The sequence below is a fragment of the Pantoea sp. nfd-35 genome (genome assembly GCF_056892255.1).
The window spans coordinates 3641229-3658622 of sequence record NZ_CP122403.1 but is presented as its reverse complement, the minus strand read 5'-3'; the positions used below and the strand labels follow the sequence as shown (position 1 = coordinate 3658622).

Here is a 17394-nt window from a genome sequence, read left to right as displayed (position 1 = left end):
ATTACACCGTTTCCTTCTGATCTTTAGACTTGCGCTGTAACTCTTTCTCGACCTGTTTGGCTCGCCAGATGTTGTTTAATGCGTTCACCATCGCTTTGGCAGAAGACTCGACGATATCCGTCGCCAGACCGACGCCGTGGAACTTACGATTGTTGTAGCCCACCACGATATCAACCTGACCCAGCGCATTCTCGCCGTGGCCTTTTGCCGTCAGCTTGTAATTAACCAGCTCTGCGTTGAACTGGGTAATTCGGTTAATGGCCTGATAAACCGCATCAACCGGACCGTTACCGGTCGCCGCTTCTGATTTCGTTTGTTCGCCGCAGCCCAGATTCACCGACGCGGTGGCCGTGATACTGGAGCCTGACTGCACATTGAAATCATTCAGTTGGAAAAATTCAGGCTCTTCGTTTTGTTTATTAATGAAAGCCAGCGCTTCCAGGTCGTAATCAAACACCTGACCTTTCTTGTCCGCCAGTTTCAGGAAAGCGTCATACAGGGAGTCCAGATTGTATTCGCTTTCTGTGTAGCCCATCTCTTCCATACGATGTTTTACCGCTGCGCGGCCGGAACGGGATGTCAGATTAAGCTGAATTTTGTGCAGGCCAATGGATTCTGGAGTCAGGATTTCATAGTTTTCACGGTTTTTAATGACGCCGTCCTGATGAATGCCCGAAGAGTGGGCAAAGGCGTTAGAACCGACCACCGCTTTATTAGCCGGGATTGGCATATTGCAGATCTGACTAATCATCTGGCTGGTACGATAAATTTCCTGATGGTGAATGTTGGTGTGAACATTCATGATCTGCTGACGGGTTTTAATCGCCATGATCACTTCTTCCAGTGCGCAGTTACCGGCGCGCTCACCTAACCCGTTCAGCGTACCCTCCACCTGACGCGCGCCAGCCTGCACGGCAGCAATCGCGTTGCCGGTCGCCATACCTAAATCATCATGGGTATGAACAGACAGGATGGCTTTATCAATGTTTGGCACGCGGTGAATTAACTGGCTGATAATGTTGGCGTACTCGTTTGGCAAGGTGTAGCCAACGGTATCCGGAATGTTAATGGTGGTGGCACCGGCATTAATTGCGGCTTCGACCATGCGGCACAGGTCGTCAATCGGTGTACGGCCACCGTCTTCGCAGGAAAACTCCACATCGTCCGTGTAGTTACGGGCGCGTTTCACCATGCGCACCGCACGTTCAATCACTTCAGGCAGGGTGCTGCGCAGCTTGGTGGCAATGTGCATGGGTGAGGTGGCAATAAAAGTATGGATACGGAAGGCCTCGGCGACGCGTAAAGACTCGTAGGCGGCATCAATATCTTGTTCAACACAGCGTGCCAGGCCGCAAACCCGGCTGTTTTTAATCGTGCGTGCAATGGTTTGCACGGATTCAAAATCACCCGGTGAGGACACAGGGAAACCGACTTCCATAACATCAACGCCCATACGTTCCAGCGCTAACGCAATTTGCAGTTTTTCTTTCACACTCAGGCTGGCTTGTAATGCCTGTTCACCATCACGCAGAGTGGTATCGAAAATAATAACTTGCTGGCTCATCGTGTTCATCCTTTTGCGTTTCTTGCCTTGCAACGAGCATAAAAAAACCCGCGACAGGCGCGGGTTTTTAACTTTTAGAAGGTTCGAATCAGTGTTTGATTTCGCCCACAAGTCTACCGCGCAGATAAGTTGCGTTTAGTAGTAGACCTGATAGACGGAAAGAACGTGACATGTTTCAAACCTCGTGAATTTTTTGCTGCCTCTATTGGTACTGGAATCGCCAATCGATGTCAACCATAAGCGAAGGGTTATTTTTTTGTCACAGTAAAGAAAAATGTTCTGACATTTAACGCCTGCGCAGAGTATTAAACGAGACCCTTTGCACGCGCGGCGTTTAGTGCCGACGATCCGGGCCTGAAGGGCTACGGTGATGGAGTAATGCAATGAAATATAATGATAATTTACTGTCGTGGCATCATTTTACCCAGGCGGTTTTGTTTAAAGGCAGCATAATCGAATGTGCATGACGCGTTTATAAGAGACTTACGCCATAAAAGTGCCCGACCAAAACACGGCTGCCTGAAGGCCTGCATCATATGTTTTTTTTATTTCTTAGATACGGCTGGAAAAAATATCAATCCCAGCATTTTCCTCTGCTATTAACAGACGTATTTAGTTTAATAATCGTAAGCCAAAGTTGGCGAGCAGAGCCTTTGTATCCTGCGCCCTTTAATAAAAGGCGTTTGGCGTTTGCCAGCCCGTTTTTCTGCGGTTATGGTAATCGACCTACTCTTAGAAAAAATAACCCAGCAGAATTCTCTGTATCGGGACAGCAGAAATGAATTCTGCTGTCTTTGCAAAAACATAAGGTTTTGATCTTAATTGGCGAATAGCAGGGCAGGATGCATGTGGCTAGCGGGAAAGCAGTCGTCAGTAGATTCAGTTCCTCAAGCCGGGAGGCAGAAAATGGAGATGTTGTCAGGAGCCGAAATGGTCGTCCGGTCGTTAATCGATCAGGGTGTTAAGCAGGTATTCGGTTATCCGGGTGGCGCAGTGCTCGACATTTACGATGCGCTGCAGACCGTCGGCGGTATTGATCACGTTCTGGTTCGTCACGAGCAGGGCGCCGTGCATATGGCCGATGGCCTGGCTCGCGCAACCGGCGAAGTGGGCGTGGTGCTGGTAACGTCGGGTCCGGGCGCAACCAATGCGATCACCGGTATTGCGACGGCCTATATGGATTCTATTCCGTTGGTTATTCTGTCAGGTCAGGTGCCTTCATCCCTGATCGGCTACGACGCCTTCCAGGAATGTGACATGGTGGGTATTTCCCGTCCGGTGGTGAAACACAGTTTCCTGGTGAAAAATACCGAAGAGATCCCGACGGTACTGAAAAAAGCCTTCTGGCTGGCATCCACGGGGCGTCCTGGACCGGTAGTTATCGATCTGCCAAAAGATATTCTCAACCCTGCCAATAAGCTGCCTTATCATTATCCGCAGGAAGTGAGCATGCGCTCCTATAATCCGACGATTCAGGGGCATAAGGGCCAGATCAAGCGTGCGTTAAACACGTTGCTGGCAGCGCATAAGCCGGTGATCTACGCCGGAGGCGGCGCGATTACCTCTTCGTGCGAAGCCGAACTGCTGCAGCTGGCCGAGCGCCTGAATATTCCGGTTACCACGTCATTGATGGGGCTGGGCGCGTTTCCCGGCAGTCATCGTCAGTGCGTAGGCATGCTCGGCATGCATGGTACCTACGAAGCAAATATGACCATGCACAATGCCGATTTGATCTTCGGGGTGGGCGTCCGTTTTGATGACCGCACCACGAACAATCTGGCGAAGTATTGCCCGAACGCTACCGTGATGCACATCGATATCGATCCCACTTCCATTTCAAAAACGGTAGCGGCCGATATTCCGATCGTTGGGGATGCCAAACAGACGTTACAGCAAATGCTCGAACTGCTTGACCAAAGCGAAGCGAAGCAGCAACTGGACAGTCTGCGCGACTGGTGGCAGTCGATTGAAACCTGGCGTGGTCGTCAATGCCTCGAATACGATCGCACCAGCGACAAAATCAAACCGCAGGCGGTTATCGAAACCATTTGTCGTCTCACCAACGGGGAGGCCTATGTGACCTCGGATGTGGGTCAGCATCAGATGTTCGCCGCCCTCTATTACACCTTCGATAAACCCCGTCGCTGGATCAACTCCGGTGGTCTCGGCACCATGGGCTTTGGCCTGCCTGCCGCACTGGGGGTGAAAATGGCCCTGCCTGACGAAACCGTCATCTGCGTTACGGGCGATGGCAGTATTCAGATGAACATCCAGGAGCTCTCTACCGCACTGCAGTACGATTTGCCGGTGTTGGTGCTGAACCTGAATAACCGTTTCCTGGGCATGGTGAAGCAGTGGCAGGATATGATCTATTCTGGCCGCCACTCTCAATCCTATATGGAATCGCTGCCTGATTTTGTTCGTCTGGCAGAAGCCTATGGCCACGTGGGTATTGCCATTAATCATCCCGCTGAGCTGGAAGAGAAGCTGGCCATGGCGCTGGAAACCCTGGCGACAGGACGGCTGGTCTTTGTTGACGTCAACGTTGACGGCAGCGAGCATGTTTACCCGATGCAGATTCGCGGTGGCAGTATGGACGAAATGTGGTTGAGCAAAACGGAGAGGACATAATTATGCGTCGCATTTTATCGGTTTTGCTGGAAAACGAATCCGGCGCATTGTCTCGCGTAGTGGGCCTGTTTTCACAACGCGGCTATAACATTGAGAGTCTCACCGTTGCGCCCACTGACGATCCTACGTTGTCACGCATGACGATTCAGACCGTGGGCGACCAGAAAGTGCTGGAGCAGATCGAGAAGCAACTGCACAAGCTGGTCGATGTACTGCGCGTCACGGAGTTGGGGCAGGGCGCTTACGTTGAACGTGAAATTATGCTGGTGAAAATTCAGGCAACGGGCTATGGCCGTGAAGAGGTAAAGCGCAGCGCCGAAATTTTCCGTGGACAGATCATTGACGTTACGCCTTCGCTTTACACGGTTCAGCTGGCAGGGACTAGCGACAAGCTGGATGCCTTTTTGAACACCGTCCGGGAAGTGGCGGAAATTGTTGAAGTGGCCCGCTCGGGTATTGTGGGCGTGTCTCGTGGTGAGCGCATTATGCGTTAATGACGCACTGGTAGCCTCAGCGAAATTTGCAACCCGGCGAAATGCCGGGTTTTTTCTTTTTAATGCGTAAGACAGCCAACCATCGGAAAAGCGGTTGCTACGCGCACTTTTCTGCTGTTAGATGTGCTAGAAAGGATGTCCATAGCTTATCTGCGGATTAACGATCAGCTTAAGCCTGTTTAATGGTGGGGTTACAGTGAAACTGGATGAAATTGCGCGTCTGGCGGGTGTATCGCGCACCACGGCCAGTTACGTTATTAATGGGAAAGCACGGCAGTATCGTGTCAGCGACAAAACCGTTGAGAAAGTCATGGCGGTGGTGCGCGAGCACAATTACCATCCCAATGCGGTAGCGGCAGGTCTGCGCGCCGGTCGCACGCGCTCGATTGGGCTGGTCATCCCCGATCTGGAAAATACCAGTTACACGCGTATTGCTAACTACCTTGAACGCCAGGCCCGCCAGCGCGGCTACCAGCTGTTGATCGCCTGTTCTGAAGATCAGCCCGATAACGAGATGCGCTGTATTGAACATCTGCTGCAACGCCAGGTTGATGCGATTATCGTTTCAACGTCGCTTCCGCCCGAGCACCCTTTTTATCAGCGCTGGATTAATCACCCGCTGCCGATTATTGCGCTGGACCGGGCGCTGGATCGCGAACACTTTACCAGCGTGGTGGGTGCCGATCAGGATGATGCCTTTGCGCTGGCTGCTGAATTGCGTCAGCTTAAAATCAGTAATGTGCTGTTTATGGGCGCGTTACCTGAATTGTCGGTCAGTTTTCTGCGCGAGCTGGGCTTCAGAGATGCCTGGAAAGAGGATGAGCGCCCGATAGATTACATTTACTGTAACAGTTTTGAACGCACTGCCTCCGCAGCCCTGTTCGAAACCTATCTGGAAAATCATCCAATGCCAGATGCGCTTTTCACCACTTCTTTTGGCCTGCTGCAGGGCGTTATGGATGTTACGCTGAAACGTAACGGCCGCTTACCGGCCGACCTGGCGATTGCCACCTTCGGCGATCATGAGCTGCTGGACTTTCTTGAATGTCCGGTCCTGTCTGTGGGTCAACGTCATCGTGATGTCGCCGAACGGGTGCTGGAATTAGTGTTGGCTTCTTTAGATGAACCCAGAAAACCCAAACCCGGTTTAACCCGAATTCGTCGTAATTTATTACGGCGGGGACAATTAAGCAGAATTTCTAAATAAAATCAGGGCAGCAATGCGTCTGCCCCTGACTATTACCTGCTGTTTTTAAACTCTTTCCTTACAAAGTAAAAAAGCGTCAGCGCTAATCATCTATGCTAACAAATTAACTTAACAGACCATTCTTGTTTACTTACAACTTAGCCGCTGTTTAAAACCCCCGTCCGCGCGCGTGCCGCTGTGCATCCTTTAAGAAATCCCCTAAAATGCGTCCCCTGTCTCAAAACGACGCGCCGCCGTTCGGCCGGAATAAGCGCGCTAATTTTAGCCATGCTGTTTCGGGGCAGGTTTTTTTATTCAGTTATTCATTAGTTTAATTTTGATTAATCATCTTTTGGCGTTTTGAAACCTTCCCAGCGTTAATTCCCGCCTCGGTAAATAATCATATTCACCTGCCGCTCCGGCTTGACAATGATTTCCTACGATCCTTAAACTCGTTTTGTGGTAAAAAGTGGGATAAAGTGGTGTTATTGGGTAATTGAGGGGTGAGACTGGCATGTTCCGTGGAGCAACGTTAGTCAATCTCGACAGCAAAGGACGCCTGGCGGTACCAACCCGCTATCGCAATTTGCTGAACGAGGAATCACAGGGGCAGATGGTGTGTACCATCGACCTCCACCAGCCATGCCTGTTGCTCTACACCTTGCCCGCCTGGGAAATCATTGAGAAGAAGCTGGCGAGTCTTTCCAGCATGAATCCTCTGGAGCGCCGCGTGCAGCGCTTGCTGTTGGGGCATGCCAGTGAATGTCAGATGGACAATGCGGGCCGCTTACTGGTGGCGAATACGCTTCGTCAGCATGCAAATTTAAGCAAAGAAGTGATGCTGGTTGGGCAGTTCAACAAGTTTGAACTGTGGGATGAACAGACCTGGTATCAACAAGTCAGGGAAGATATTGACGCAGAACAGTCAGCTCAGGCGCCTTTATCTGAGCGGTTGCAGGATTTATCGCTATAGCTATGCAGGAAAATTACAAACACACCACCGTGCTGTTGGATGAGGCGGTTAATGGCCTCAACATCAAGGAAGACGGAATCTACATCGACGGCACTTTTGGTCGTGGCGGTCACTCACGCTTAATTTTGGCGCAGCTTGGCGCCAGCGGAAAGCTCATCGCCATTGACCGTGACCCGCAAGCTATCGCCGCGGCGGCTGAGATAAAGGATCCGCGCTTTTCCATTGTTCACGGCCCTTTTTCCGCCCTGGCGGACTACGTGGCAGAGCGTGAACTGGTTGGGCGCATCGACGGCATCTTGCTGGATCTGGGGGTTTCGTCCCCGCAGTTGGATGATGCTGAACGTGGCTTTTCTTTTATGCGCGACGGACCGCTGGATATGCGAATGGATCCAACGCGGGGCCACTCTGCCGCCGAATGGTTAATGCAGGCGGAAGAAGCCGATATCGCATTTGTGCTGAAAACGTATGGGGAAGAGCGTTTTGCAAAACGCATCGCCCGCGCCATCGTCGAGCGCAACCGTGAACAGCCAATGACGCGCACGAAAGAGCTGGCAGAGGTGATCGCCGCGGCCACGCCGATTAAAGACAAGTTTAAACATCCGGCCACCCGCAGCTTCCAGGCGATTCGGATCTGGATTAACAGCGAACTGGAAGAGATCGATACCGCCCTGAAAGGCGCGGTCGAGGTTCTGGCTCCACAAGGGCGTTTGTCCGTTATTAGCTTCCATTCTCTGGAAGACCGTTTAGTAAAACGCTTTATGCGCGATCAAAGCCGGGGGCCGCAGGTGCCGCGCGGACTGCCAATGACCGAACAGCAGCTCAATGCGCTGGGCGGTCGTCAGTTAACGTTACTGGGCAAGATGGTACCGGGTGACGCCGAGGTGAAAGAGAACCCCCGTGCGCGTAGTTCCGTTTTACGCATCGCGGAGAGAACCGACGCATGATCGGCAACGAAAGGCACAGCCTACCCGGCGTTATCGCCGGGGATATTTTGCGCAAAGGCAAAATTCCGCTGCTGTTGCTGATTGCTGTACTGGTTTCTGCCGTGTTGGTGGTCACCACTACGCATAAAACGCGCCTGTTAACTGCCCAGCGAGAGCAGCTGGTGCTGGAGCGCGATGCGCTGGACATTGAATGGCGCAATTTGATTCTGGAAGAGAACGCCCTTGGCGATCACAGCCGCGTTGAGCGGATCGCCACCGAAAAGCTGCAGATGCAGCACGTTGATCCTTCGCAGGAAAACATCGTGGTGCAAAAATAAGGATCTGTTACTGCTAATGAACGGCGTAAAAAGAACGCTGAAGTTAAAAAAACCAGAAGATAAAGCCAGCTTTGTAAGCTGGCGTTTTGCGTTGTTATGCGGTTGCATTTTGCTGGCGTTAGGTGGGCTGCTGTCCCGGGTTGCGTGGCTGCAGGTGATCAATCCAGACAAGCTGGTTAAAGAGGGCGATTTACGCTCCTTACGCGTTCAGGCGGTGCCGACCGCGCGCGGGATGATCAGCGATCGCGGTGGCCGTCCGCTGGCGGTCAGCGTGCCGGTTAATGCGATCTGGGCCGATCCTAAAGAGCTGCACGACGCTGGTGGCGTCACGCTCGACAGCCGCTGGAAAGCGTTGTCAGATGCGCTTTCCATCCCGATCGATCAGCTGGCCGCGCGCGTAAATGCCAATCCCAAAGGGCGCTTTATTTATCTGGCGCGCCAGGTTAATCCCGCCATTGGGGAATATGTTAAAAAACTCAAGCTGCCGGGCATTCACCTGCGCGAAGAGTCCCGTCGCTACTATCCGGCGGGGCAGGTCACCTCACACCTCATCGGCTTTACCAATATTGATGGCGAAGGCATTGAAGGCATCGAAAAGAGCTTCGATAAATGGCTGACCGGCGAGCCGGGCGAGCGAACCGTACGTAAAGATCGCTATGGCCGTGTTATCGAAGATATCTCCTCTGTAGACAGCCGTGCCGCGCATAACCTGACGCTGAGCATCGACGAACGCCTGCAGGCGCTGGTCTACCGCGAACTTAATAACGCGGTGGCGTTTAACAAAGCGGAATCAGGCACGGCGGTGCTGGTGGACGTTAACACCGGTGAAGTGCTGGCGATGGCCAACAGTCCGGCATACAACCCGAATAATCTGAGCGACACGGCCAAAGACCTGATGCGTAACCGCGCCATCACCGACATTTTTGAACCCGGTTCAACGGTGAAGCCGATGGTAGTGATGACGGCGCTGCAACGTGGCGTGGTGAAAGAGAACAGCGTGCTGAATACCGTTCCCTACCGCGTCAACGGCCATGAAATCAAAGATGTCGCGCGTTATAACGAACTGACTTTGACAGGTGTTTTACAGAAATCGAGTAACGTTGGTGTTTCACGACTGGCGTTAGCGATGCCCTCCTCAGCACTGGTAGAAACTTACGCGCGCTTTGGGCTGGGCAAACCGACCAATTTGGGGCTGGTCGGGGAAAGTAGTGGCTTATACCCTAAAAAACAACGGTGGTCTGACATAGAGAGGGCCACCTTCTCTTTCGGCTACGGGCTAATGGTAACCCCGTTACAGTTAGCGCGAGTCTATGCAACCATTGGCAGCTTTGGCATTGCCCGTCCGCTGTCGATAACGAAAGTTGATCCGCCGGTAGGCGGAGAGCGCGTGTTTCCTGAGGCCCTCGTGAAAACCGTGGTCCACATGATGGAAAGCGTGGCGCTACCGGGCGGCGGCGGGGTAAAAGCCGCCATTAAAGGCTATCGCGTGGCGATCAAAACCGGTACGGCGAAAAAGGTCGGCCCGGATGGTCGTTACGTGAATAAATACATTGCGTATACCGCAGGCGTTGCGCCTGCCAGTCGCCCTCGTTTTGCGCTGGTGGTGGTCATTAACGATCCCCAGGCCGGTAAATATTATGGTGGTGCGGTTTCTGCACCGGTGTTCGGTGCCATCATGGGCGGCGTGCTGCGCACCATGAACATCGAACCGGATGCCCTGCCGACCAATGACAAAAACGAGTTGGTGACAAACAGAAGTGAGGAATCAAGTGACAGATCGTAACCTGCGCGACTTACTCGGACCGTGGGTGCCTGACGCACCCGCGCGCCCGTTGCGTGACATGACTCTGGACAGTCGCTTAGCGGCTGCAGGTGATCTGTTTGTTGCAATTGCAGGCCATCAGGTTGACGGACGCCGGTTTATTCCTCAGGCAATTGCGCAGGGCGTGGCGGCCGTTATCGCGGAAGCGGAAGGGGAAGCAAGCGACGGTGAAATTCGGGAGATGCACGGCGTACCGGTGATTTATCTGGCGCAGCTGCATCAGCGTCTTTCTGCCCTGGCAGGCCGTTTTTACCAGCAGCCGGGCGAAAAGCAGAAACTGATTGGCGTGACCGGTACGAACGGCAAAACCACGACCACACAGCTGCTGGCGCAGTGGGCCAGCCTGCTGGGTGAAACCAGCGCGGTGATGGGGACAGTCGGCAATGGTCTGGTCGGGCAACTGGTCCCGGCCGAAAACACCACCGGTTCAGCGGTGGATGTGCAACATAACCTGGACGAACTGGTCAGGAAGGGCGCATCGCTGACGGCAATGGAAATTTCCTCGCACGGGCTGGTACAGCATCGGGTCGCAGCGCTGCCGTTTGCCGCTGCCGTCTTTACGAATCTCAGTCGCGACCATCTTGATTATCACGGTGACATGCAGCAGTACGAGTCCGCTAAATGGCTGCTGTTTTCCGAACATCAGGTCGGTGTGGCCATTATCAATGCTGACGATGAGGTCGGTCGCCGCTGGCTGGCAAACCTGCCAGACGCTGTGGCCGTCACGATGGAAAATAATCTGCAGCCCGGCTGTCATGGCCGCTGGCTTCGTGCGACTGACGTGAATTATCACGACAATGGTGCGCACATTCGTTTTGACTCCAGCTGGGGCGAGGGCGAAATGAACAGTCGCCTGATGGGCGCCTTCAACGTCAGCAATTTACTGCTGGCGCTGGCGACGCTGCTGGCGCTGGGCTACGCCCTGGACGATCTGCTGCGCGCAGCGGCAAGACTGCAGCCGGTGAACGGACGCATGGAGGTCTTTAGCGCCACCGGTAAACCCACCGTGGTAGTGGATTATGCCCATACGCCAGATGCATTAGAGAAAGCGCTCGAAGCGGCGCGGCTGCATTGCAAAGGCAAACTATGGTGCCTGTTTGGATGTGGCGGCGATCGTGATAAAGGTAAGCGCCCACTAATGGGAGCGATCGCTGAGCAATTTGCCGACATCGTGGTGGTGACAGATGATAACCCACGAAGCGAAGATCCGCAGGCCATCGTACAGGATATTCTGAGTGGGCTGCTTGACCCTGGCCGTGCCCGTGTGGTCGCCGGTCGGGCGCAGGCCGTGACCAGCACCATTATGCAGGCCCAGCCCGATGATATCGTACTGGTGGCTGGAAAAGGTCACGAAGACTACCAAATTATTGGCAATCAACGCCTGGATTACTCCGATCGTGCCACGGTCGCCACACTGCTAGGAGGCGTAGCATGATTCCGGTTTCATTGAGCACATTGGCAGAGATCGCCAGCGGCACCCTGCACGGCGATGACCTGGTTTTAAATGACGTCACGACGGATACCCGTAAGGTCACCGCAGGCAGCCTGTTTGTGGCCATCGTGGGCGAGCGTTTTGATGCCCACGACTTTGCAGAAGATGCCATCGCCAAGGGTGCCAAAGCCTTGCTGGTGAGTAAGCATTTACCTGTCTCAGTGCCTCAGGTGGTTGTAAAAGATACGCGTATCGCCTTTGGTAAGCTGGCAGCATGGGTGCGCCAGCAGGCCACTGCCCGCGTTGTTGCGCTGACCGGCTCATCCGGCAAAACGTCAGTGAAAGAGATGACCGCGTCCATTTTGCGTCAGTGCGGCGAAACGCTGCATACCGCCGGTAACCTGAATAACGATTTTGGCGTGCCCATGACCTTGCTGCGTCTCACGCCAGAACATCAGTATGCCGTCATTGAGCTTGGCGCCAATCATCAGGGCGAAATCGCTTACACCACTGACCTGGTTCGTCCGGAAGCGGCACTGGTCAATAATCTGGCCGCCGCGCACCTCGAAGGCTTCGGATCGCTGGAAGGTGTAGCAAAAGCGAAGGGTGAAATTTTTTACGGCCTGCCTGCCAGGGGAACGGCCATTTTAAATGCTGACAGCAATGACTGGCCGCGCTGGCAGGAGAACCTGCACGGTAAAACGGTCTGGCGTTTCTCGCCTCAGGCCGCAGACTGTGACTTCGGTGCGCATGATATCCGCATTCGTCAGGATGGGACCCATTTTGTGATGCACACGCCCCGTGGAGAAGCCGACATCATTCTGCCGTTGCCCGGGCGGCACAATATCGCCAATGCACTGGCCGCTGCTGCGCTCGCCCTGTCGGTCGATGCGCCGCTTAGCGCAGTTCAGGCGGGCCTGAAAAGTCTTCAGTCCGTTCCCGGCCGCTTATTCCCTGTTCGCCTCTCTGAGCATCAACTCATTCTGGATGACAGCTATAACGCCAACGTCGGATCGATGGTTGCGGCGGCGCAGGTACTGTCTGAGATGCCGGGCTACCGTGTGATGGTCGTGGGCGATATGGCTGAATTAGGTGATGAAAGCGAAAAGTTTCATCGTGAAGTCGGGCTGGCGGCCAAAGCCGCAGGGCTGGATCGGGTGCTCAGCACCGGTCAGTTCAGCCACTTCCTGAGTGAAAGCAGTGGCGTTGGCGAACATTTCAGCGATAAAACTGCGCTGACTGAACGTTTACGCCAGCTGCTGTCCGAACACCAGGAAATGACCGTATTGATTAAGGGCTCGCGTAGTGCCGCCATGGAGCAGGTAGTACAGAGTTTACAGGAGAAAGGAACATGTTAGTTTGGCTGGCCGAGCATCTGGTCGCATTTTATTCCGGCTTCAACGTCTTTTCGTATCTGACGTTTCGCGCCATTGTCAGCCTGCTGACCGCACTGTTTATTTCACTGTGGATGGGCCCACGGCTGATTGCGTGGCTGCAAAAACTGCAAATCGGCCAGGTTGTGCGTAACGATGGTCCGGAGTCGCACTTTAGCAAGCGCGGTACGCCGACCATGGGCGGCATCATGATTTTGACGTCGATAACCCTGTCAGTATTGATGTGGGCTTACCCTTCCAACCCGTACGTCTGGTGCGTACTGGTGGTGCTGGTGGGCTTTGGCGTGATCGGCTTTGTCGACGATTACCGCAAAGTGGTCCGTAAAGACACGAAAGGGCTGATTGCGCGCTGGAAATATTTCTGGATGTCGGTGATCTCTCTGGGCGTCGCTTTTGCGCTTTACCTGGCCGGAAAAGATACCCCGGCGACCGAGCTGGTGGTGCCTTTCTTTAAAGATGTTATGCCACAGCTGGGCTTGTTTTACATCGTACTGGCTTACTTCGTCATCGTCGGCACCGGCAATGCCGTTAACCTCACCGATGGTCTGGACGGCCTGGCGATCATGCCGACCGTCTTTGTTGCGGCGGGCTTTGCGCTGGTTGCCTGGGCAACGGGTAACGTGAAATTCGCAGAATATCTGCATATTCCTTATCTGCGCCACGCTGGCGAACTGGTGATCGTCTGTACCGCTATCGTGGGGGCGGGCTTAGGGTTCCTCTGGTTCAACACCTATCCGGCCCAGGTGTTTATGGGGGATGTCGGATCGCTGGCGCTGGGCGGCGCACTGGGCACCATCGCCGTGCTGCTGCGTCAGGAATTTTTACTCGTGATCATGGGCGGCGTGTTTGTTGTTGAAACCCTGTCGGTGATCCTGCAAGTGGGATCGTTCAAGCTCCGCGGGCAACGCATTTTCCGTATGGCGCCGATTCACCACCACTATGAACTTAAAGGCTGGCCGGAGCCGCGCGTGATTGTGCGCTTCTGGATTATTTCGCTCATGCTGGTGCTGATTGGCCTGGCGACGCTGAAGGTACGTTAATCATGGCTGACTATCGCGGGAGAAAAGTTGTCATCATCGGACTGGGCCTGACCGGACTGTCCTGTGTTGATTTCTTTGTAGCGCAGGGCGTAACGCCACGCGTGATGGATACCCGTATGTCACCGCCCGGGCTGGACAAGCTGCCTGAGCAGGTGGAGCGCTATGTGGGCGGGATCAACAGCGACTGGCTGTTGGCTGCCGACCTGATTGTTGCCAGCCCCGGTATTGCGCTGGCACATCCGGCGCTGTGCGAAGCCGCGGATGCGGGCATCGAAATCGTGGGCGATATTGAGCTGTTTTGCCGTGAAGCACAGGCACCCATCGTGGCAATTACCGGTTCGAACGGAAAAAGTACGGTCACCACCTTAGTCGGCGAAATGGCGAAGGCCGCAGGCTGGCAGGTCGGTGTCGGCGGCAACATTGGCTTACCCGCCCTCAGCCTGCTGAAAGCGCCTGCGCAGCTCTATGTCCTTGAACTGTCCAGCTTTCAGTTGGAGACCACTCACAGCCTGAAAGCCGCAGCGGCCACCATCCTTAACGTGACTGAAGATCATATGGATCGCTATCCGTTAGGTATGCAGCAGTATCGGGCAGCAAAACTGCGGATTTACGAAAACGCGCAGGTCTGTGTCGTGAACGCGGATGATGGCATGACGATGCCGGTACGCGGCGCTGACGCGCGCTGCGTGAGTTTTGGCATCGATATTGGCGATTATCACCTTAATAAGCAGCAGGGCAGCATCTGGCTGCGCGCCAAAGGCGAGAAGGTCCTGAATACCGACGAAATGACGCTGGTAGGCCAACACAATTACACCAATGCGCTGGCGGCTTTAGCGCTGGCAGATGCGGTAGGGCTGCCCCGCTCAACCAGCCTGTCTGCGCTGGCAGCGTACTCTGGACTGCCACACCGCTTTCAACTGGTTCATCAGAGTCGCGGGGTGCGCTGGATCAATGATTCAAAAGCGACCAACGTTGGCAGCACGGAAGCGGCACTGAAAGGCTTACAGGTTAACGGCACGCTCTGGCTGCTGCTCGGGGGCGATGGGAAATCGGCTGATTTCTCGCCGCTGGCCACTTATCTGCAAGGCGATCGTATCCGGCTGTACTGCTTTGGTCGCGATGGCGATGCGCTCGCCGCGCTGCGGCCTGACGTGGCGGTGCGTACCGATACGCTGCAGCAGGCCATGGAGCAGATCGCCAGACAGGTCCAGCCGGACGATATGGTACTGCTTTCCCCCGCCTGTGCCAGCCTCGATCAGTTTCGCAATTTTGAACAGCGCGGTGACGTCTTCGCGCAGCTGGCAAGGGAGTTAAGCTGATGCGGATTCCTGGTGCAGGCATAGTGAATTATCTGTCAGGTCGCCTGAGCAACTGGGTGATGGGGTCACGTGAGAGCGACGATACCTCACTGGTGCTCTACGATCGTACGCTACTGTGGTTAACCCTGGGATTAGCCGCGATTGGTTTTGTGATGGTGACGTCGGCATCAATGCCGGTAGGTCAGCGTCTGAATGACGATCCGTTCTACTTTGCCAAGCGTGATGCGTTCTATATTGCGCTGGCATTCGGCATGGCGCTGGTCACGCTGCGCGTTCCGATGGATTTCTGGCAGCGCTACAGCAACATAATGCTGATGGTTTCCGTCGCCATGCTGCTGATTGTGTTGGTGGTGGGCAGCTCGGTAAACGGTGCGTCACGCTGGATTGCCTTGGGGCCGCTGCGTATTCAGCCCGCCGAGTTATCTAAACTCACGCTCTTCTGCTATCTCGCCAGTTACCTGGTGCGCAAGGTAGAAGAAGTGCGAAATAACTTCTGGGGCTTTTGTAAGCCAATGGGCGTGATGGTGGTGCTGGCCGTACTGCTGCTGGCCCAGCCCGATCTGGGGACGGTGGTCGTGCTGTTTGTCACTACGCTGGCGATGCTGTTTCTGGCGGGGGCCAAACTGTGGCAGTTCCTGGCCATTATCGGCTCCGGCATCTTTGCTGTGGTGCTGCTGATCATCGCCGAGCCATACCGTATGCGTCGTGTCACCTCGTTCTGGAATCCGTGGGAAGATCCGTTCGGCAGCGGCTACCAGCTGACGCAGTCTCTAATGGCGTTTGGCCGCGGTGAATTCTGGGGGCAGGGGCTGGGGAATTCGGTTCAGAAACTGGAGTATTTGCCCGAAGCCCATACCGACTTTATTTTCTCCATTATCGGAGAAGAACTGGGTTACATCGGTGTGGTTTTAGCGCTGTTAATGGTATTCTTCGTGGCTTTTCGTGCGATGTCGATTGGCCGGCGCGCGCTTGAACTTGATCAACGTTTTTCCGGCTTTTTAGCCTGTTCAATTGGCGTGTGGTTCAGCTTTCAGGCACTGGTCAACGTGGGCGCTGCGGCTGGTATGTTACCGACCAAAGGTCTGACGTTGCCGCTGATTAGTTACGGTGGCTCGAGTTTGATCATTATGTCGACGGCCATCGTATTTTTGTTACGTATTGATTATGAAACGCGTCTGGCTAAAGCGCAGGCGTTTACCCGAGGTGGTCGATGAGTGGTAAACGATTGATGGTAATGGCAGGTGGCACCGGTGGACACGTTTTCCCGGGGCTGGCTGTTGCCCATCATCTGAAAGCGCAGGGCTGGGAAGTTCGCTGGTTAGGCACTGCAGATCGTATGGAAGCCGATCTGGTACCGAAGCACGGTATCGACATCGACTTCATTCGTATCAGCGGATTACGCGGCAAGGGCATCAAAGCCCTGCTGTTGGCACCGGTGCGTATTTTCAACGCCTGGCGTCAGGCTCGCAAGATTATTAAAGCCTGGAAGCCTGACGTTGTGCTGGGCATGGGTGGCTATGTTTCGGGGCCGGGTGGCCTGGCTGCATGGAGCTGCGGTGTCCCTGTGGTGCTGCATGAGCAAAACGGGATCGCCGGGCTGACAAACAAGTGGCTGGCAAAAATCGCCACCAAGGTTATGCAGGCGTTTCCCGGCGCCTTTCCTCACGCAGAGGTGGTAGGAAACCCGGTACGTACAGACGTGCTGGCACTGCCCTCACCGGCTCAGCGTCTGGCCGGGCGCAGCGGCGCTATCCGTATTCTGGTGGTGGGTGGCAGCCAGGGCGCACGTATCCTTAACCAGACCGTGCCCCAGATTGCGGCTCTACTGGGTGAGCAGATTACCGTCTGGCATCAGACCGGAAAAGGCGCGTTGCAGGACGTTCAACATGCTTATCAGCAAGTGGGTCAGGACCATCACAAGGTGACCGAGTTTATTGATGATATGGCAGCGGCCTACGCCTGGGCAGACGTCGTGATTTGTCGCTCAGGTGCACTGACGGTGAGTGAGATCGCCGCGGCAGGATTACCGGCGATCTTCGTGCCGTTTCAGCATAAAGATCGTCAGCAGTACTGGAATGCCTTGCCGCTTGAGGGCGCAGGTGCAGCCAAAATTTTTGAGCAGCCGCAGTTTACAGCGGAGGCGGTAGCGGAAACGTTGCGTCACTGGGATCGACCAACATTACTCGCGATGGCTGAAAAAGCCCACGAGGTGGCGGTACCCGATGCGACTGAACGGGTCGCGCAGGAAGTGGCTCGCGCCGCACATTAACGCATCAGG

General features: G+C 54.6%; 15 protein-coding genes. 13 read left to right on the top strand and 2 right to left on the bottom strand.

What is annotated here, in order from left to right; translation table 11 throughout:
* Position 1: 1 nt before the first annotated feature.
* Together leuA and leuL are read right to left on the bottom strand one after the other, a co-directional pair.
* Positions 2 to 1564, bottom strand: coding sequence for a 2-isopropylmalate synthase (gene leuA / locus P9J57_RS17060; RefSeq protein WP_014606593.1), 1563 nt, complete (start codon positions 1562 to 1564; stop codon positions 2 to 4).
* Between the two features lie 88 nt (positions 1565 to 1652).
* Positions 1653 to 1736 carry a leu operon leader peptide gene (gene leuL, locus P9J57_RS17055; RefSeq protein WP_109707008.1) on the bottom strand — a complete coding sequence of 28 codons (84 nt, stop codon included), beginning with the start codon at positions 1734 to 1736 and terminating at the stop codon, positions 1653 to 1655.
* 734 nt (positions 1737 to 2470) lie between these two features.
* Here leuL and ilvI point away from each other — a divergent pair.
* The 13 genes from ilvI to murG all read left to right on the top strand — a co-directional run bounded on the left by ilvI (position 2471) and on the right by murG (position 17385).
* Positions 2471 to 4195, top strand: coding sequence for an acetolactate synthase 3 large subunit (gene ilvI, locus P9J57_RS17050; RefSeq protein WP_014606592.1), 1725 nt, complete (start codon positions 2471 to 2473; stop codon positions 4193 to 4195).
* Positions 4196 to 4197: 2 nt separating this feature from the next.
* The gene (ilvN, locus tag P9J57_RS17045; protein ID WP_014592909.1) at positions 4198 to 4689 is read left to right on the top strand and encodes an acetolactate synthase small subunit; all 492 of its coding nucleotides are present in this window, start codon (positions 4198 to 4200) and stop codon (positions 4687 to 4689) included.
* A 196-nt stretch (positions 4690 to 4885) separates the two neighbouring features.
* Positions 4886 to 5896 carry a catabolite repressor/activator gene (gene cra / locus P9J57_RS17040; RefSeq protein WP_013024603.1) on the top strand — a complete coding sequence of 337 codons (1011 nt, stop codon included), beginning with the start codon at positions 4886 to 4888 and terminating at the stop codon, positions 5894 to 5896.
* 493 nt (positions 5897 to 6389) lie between these two features.
* Complete coding sequence (gene mraZ / locus P9J57_RS17035; RefSeq protein ID WP_014592911.1) at positions 6390 to 6848, top strand: division/cell wall cluster transcriptional repressor MraZ; 459 nt, start codon at positions 6390 to 6392, stop codon at positions 6846 to 6848.
* A gap of 2 nt (positions 6849 to 6850) precedes the next feature.
* A complete protein-coding gene (rsmH, locus tag P9J57_RS17030; protein ID WP_014606590.1) occupies positions 6851 to 7792 on the top strand; it encodes a 16S rRNA (cytosine(1402)-N(4))-methyltransferase RsmH in 942 nt (313 codons plus the stop codon).
* Positions 7789 to 8109: a cell division protein FtsL gene (ftsL, locus tag P9J57_RS17025; protein WP_013024606.1), complete on the top strand. Its 321-nt coding sequence runs from the start codon at positions 7789 to 7791 to the stop codon at positions 8107 to 8109. Before rsmH ends, ftsL begins: the two co-directional genes overlap by 4 nt.
* Positions 8110 to 8125: 16 nt before the next feature.
* Positions 8126 to 9892 carry a peptidoglycan glycosyltransferase FtsI gene (locus P9J57_RS17020; protein WP_013024607.1) on the top strand — a complete coding sequence of 589 codons (1767 nt, stop codon included), beginning with the start codon at positions 8126 to 8128 and terminating at the stop codon, positions 9890 to 9892.
* The gene (gene murE, locus P9J57_RS17015; protein WP_019106421.1) at positions 9879 to 11366 is read left to right on the top strand and encodes a UDP-N-acetylmuramoyl-L-alanyl-D-glutamate--2,6-diaminopimelate ligase; all 1488 of its coding nucleotides are present in this window, start codon (positions 9879 to 9881) and stop codon (positions 11364 to 11366) included. Before P9J57_RS17020 ends, murE begins: the two co-directional genes overlap by 14 nt.
* Entirely contained in the window at positions 11363 to 12721 is a 1359-nt protein-coding gene (gene murF, locus P9J57_RS17010) for a UDP-N-acetylmuramoyl-tripeptide--D-alanyl-D-alanine ligase (RefSeq protein ID WP_058705565.1), read from the top strand. Before murE ends, murF begins: the two co-directional genes overlap by 4 nt.
* A complete protein-coding gene (mraY, locus tag P9J57_RS17005; RefSeq protein ID WP_013024610.1) occupies positions 12715 to 13797 on the top strand; it encodes a phospho-N-acetylmuramoyl-pentapeptide-transferase in 1083 nt (360 codons plus the stop codon). The genes murF and mraY overlap by 7 nt, the downstream gene beginning before the upstream one ends.
* Before the next feature lie 2 nt (positions 13798 to 13799).
* The gene (gene murD / locus P9J57_RS17000) at positions 13800 to 15116 is read left to right on the top strand and encodes a UDP-N-acetylmuramoyl-L-alanine--D-glutamate ligase (RefSeq protein ID WP_029571008.1); all 1317 of its coding nucleotides are present in this window, start codon (positions 13800 to 13802) and stop codon (positions 15114 to 15116) included.
* Complete coding sequence (gene ftsW / locus P9J57_RS16995; RefSeq protein WP_013024612.1) at positions 15116 to 16330, top strand: cell division protein FtsW; 1215 nt, start codon at positions 15116 to 15118, stop codon at positions 16328 to 16330. Before murD ends, ftsW begins: the two co-directional genes overlap by 1 nt.
* Positions 16327 to 17385 carry an undecaprenyldiphospho-muramoylpentapeptide beta-N-acetylglucosaminyltransferase gene (murG, locus tag P9J57_RS16990; RefSeq protein ID WP_013024613.1) on the top strand — a complete coding sequence of 353 codons (1059 nt, stop codon included), beginning with the start codon at positions 16327 to 16329 and terminating at the stop codon, positions 17383 to 17385. The genes ftsW and murG overlap by 4 nt, the downstream gene beginning before the upstream one ends.
* Positions 17386 to 17394 lie beyond the last annotated feature (9 nt).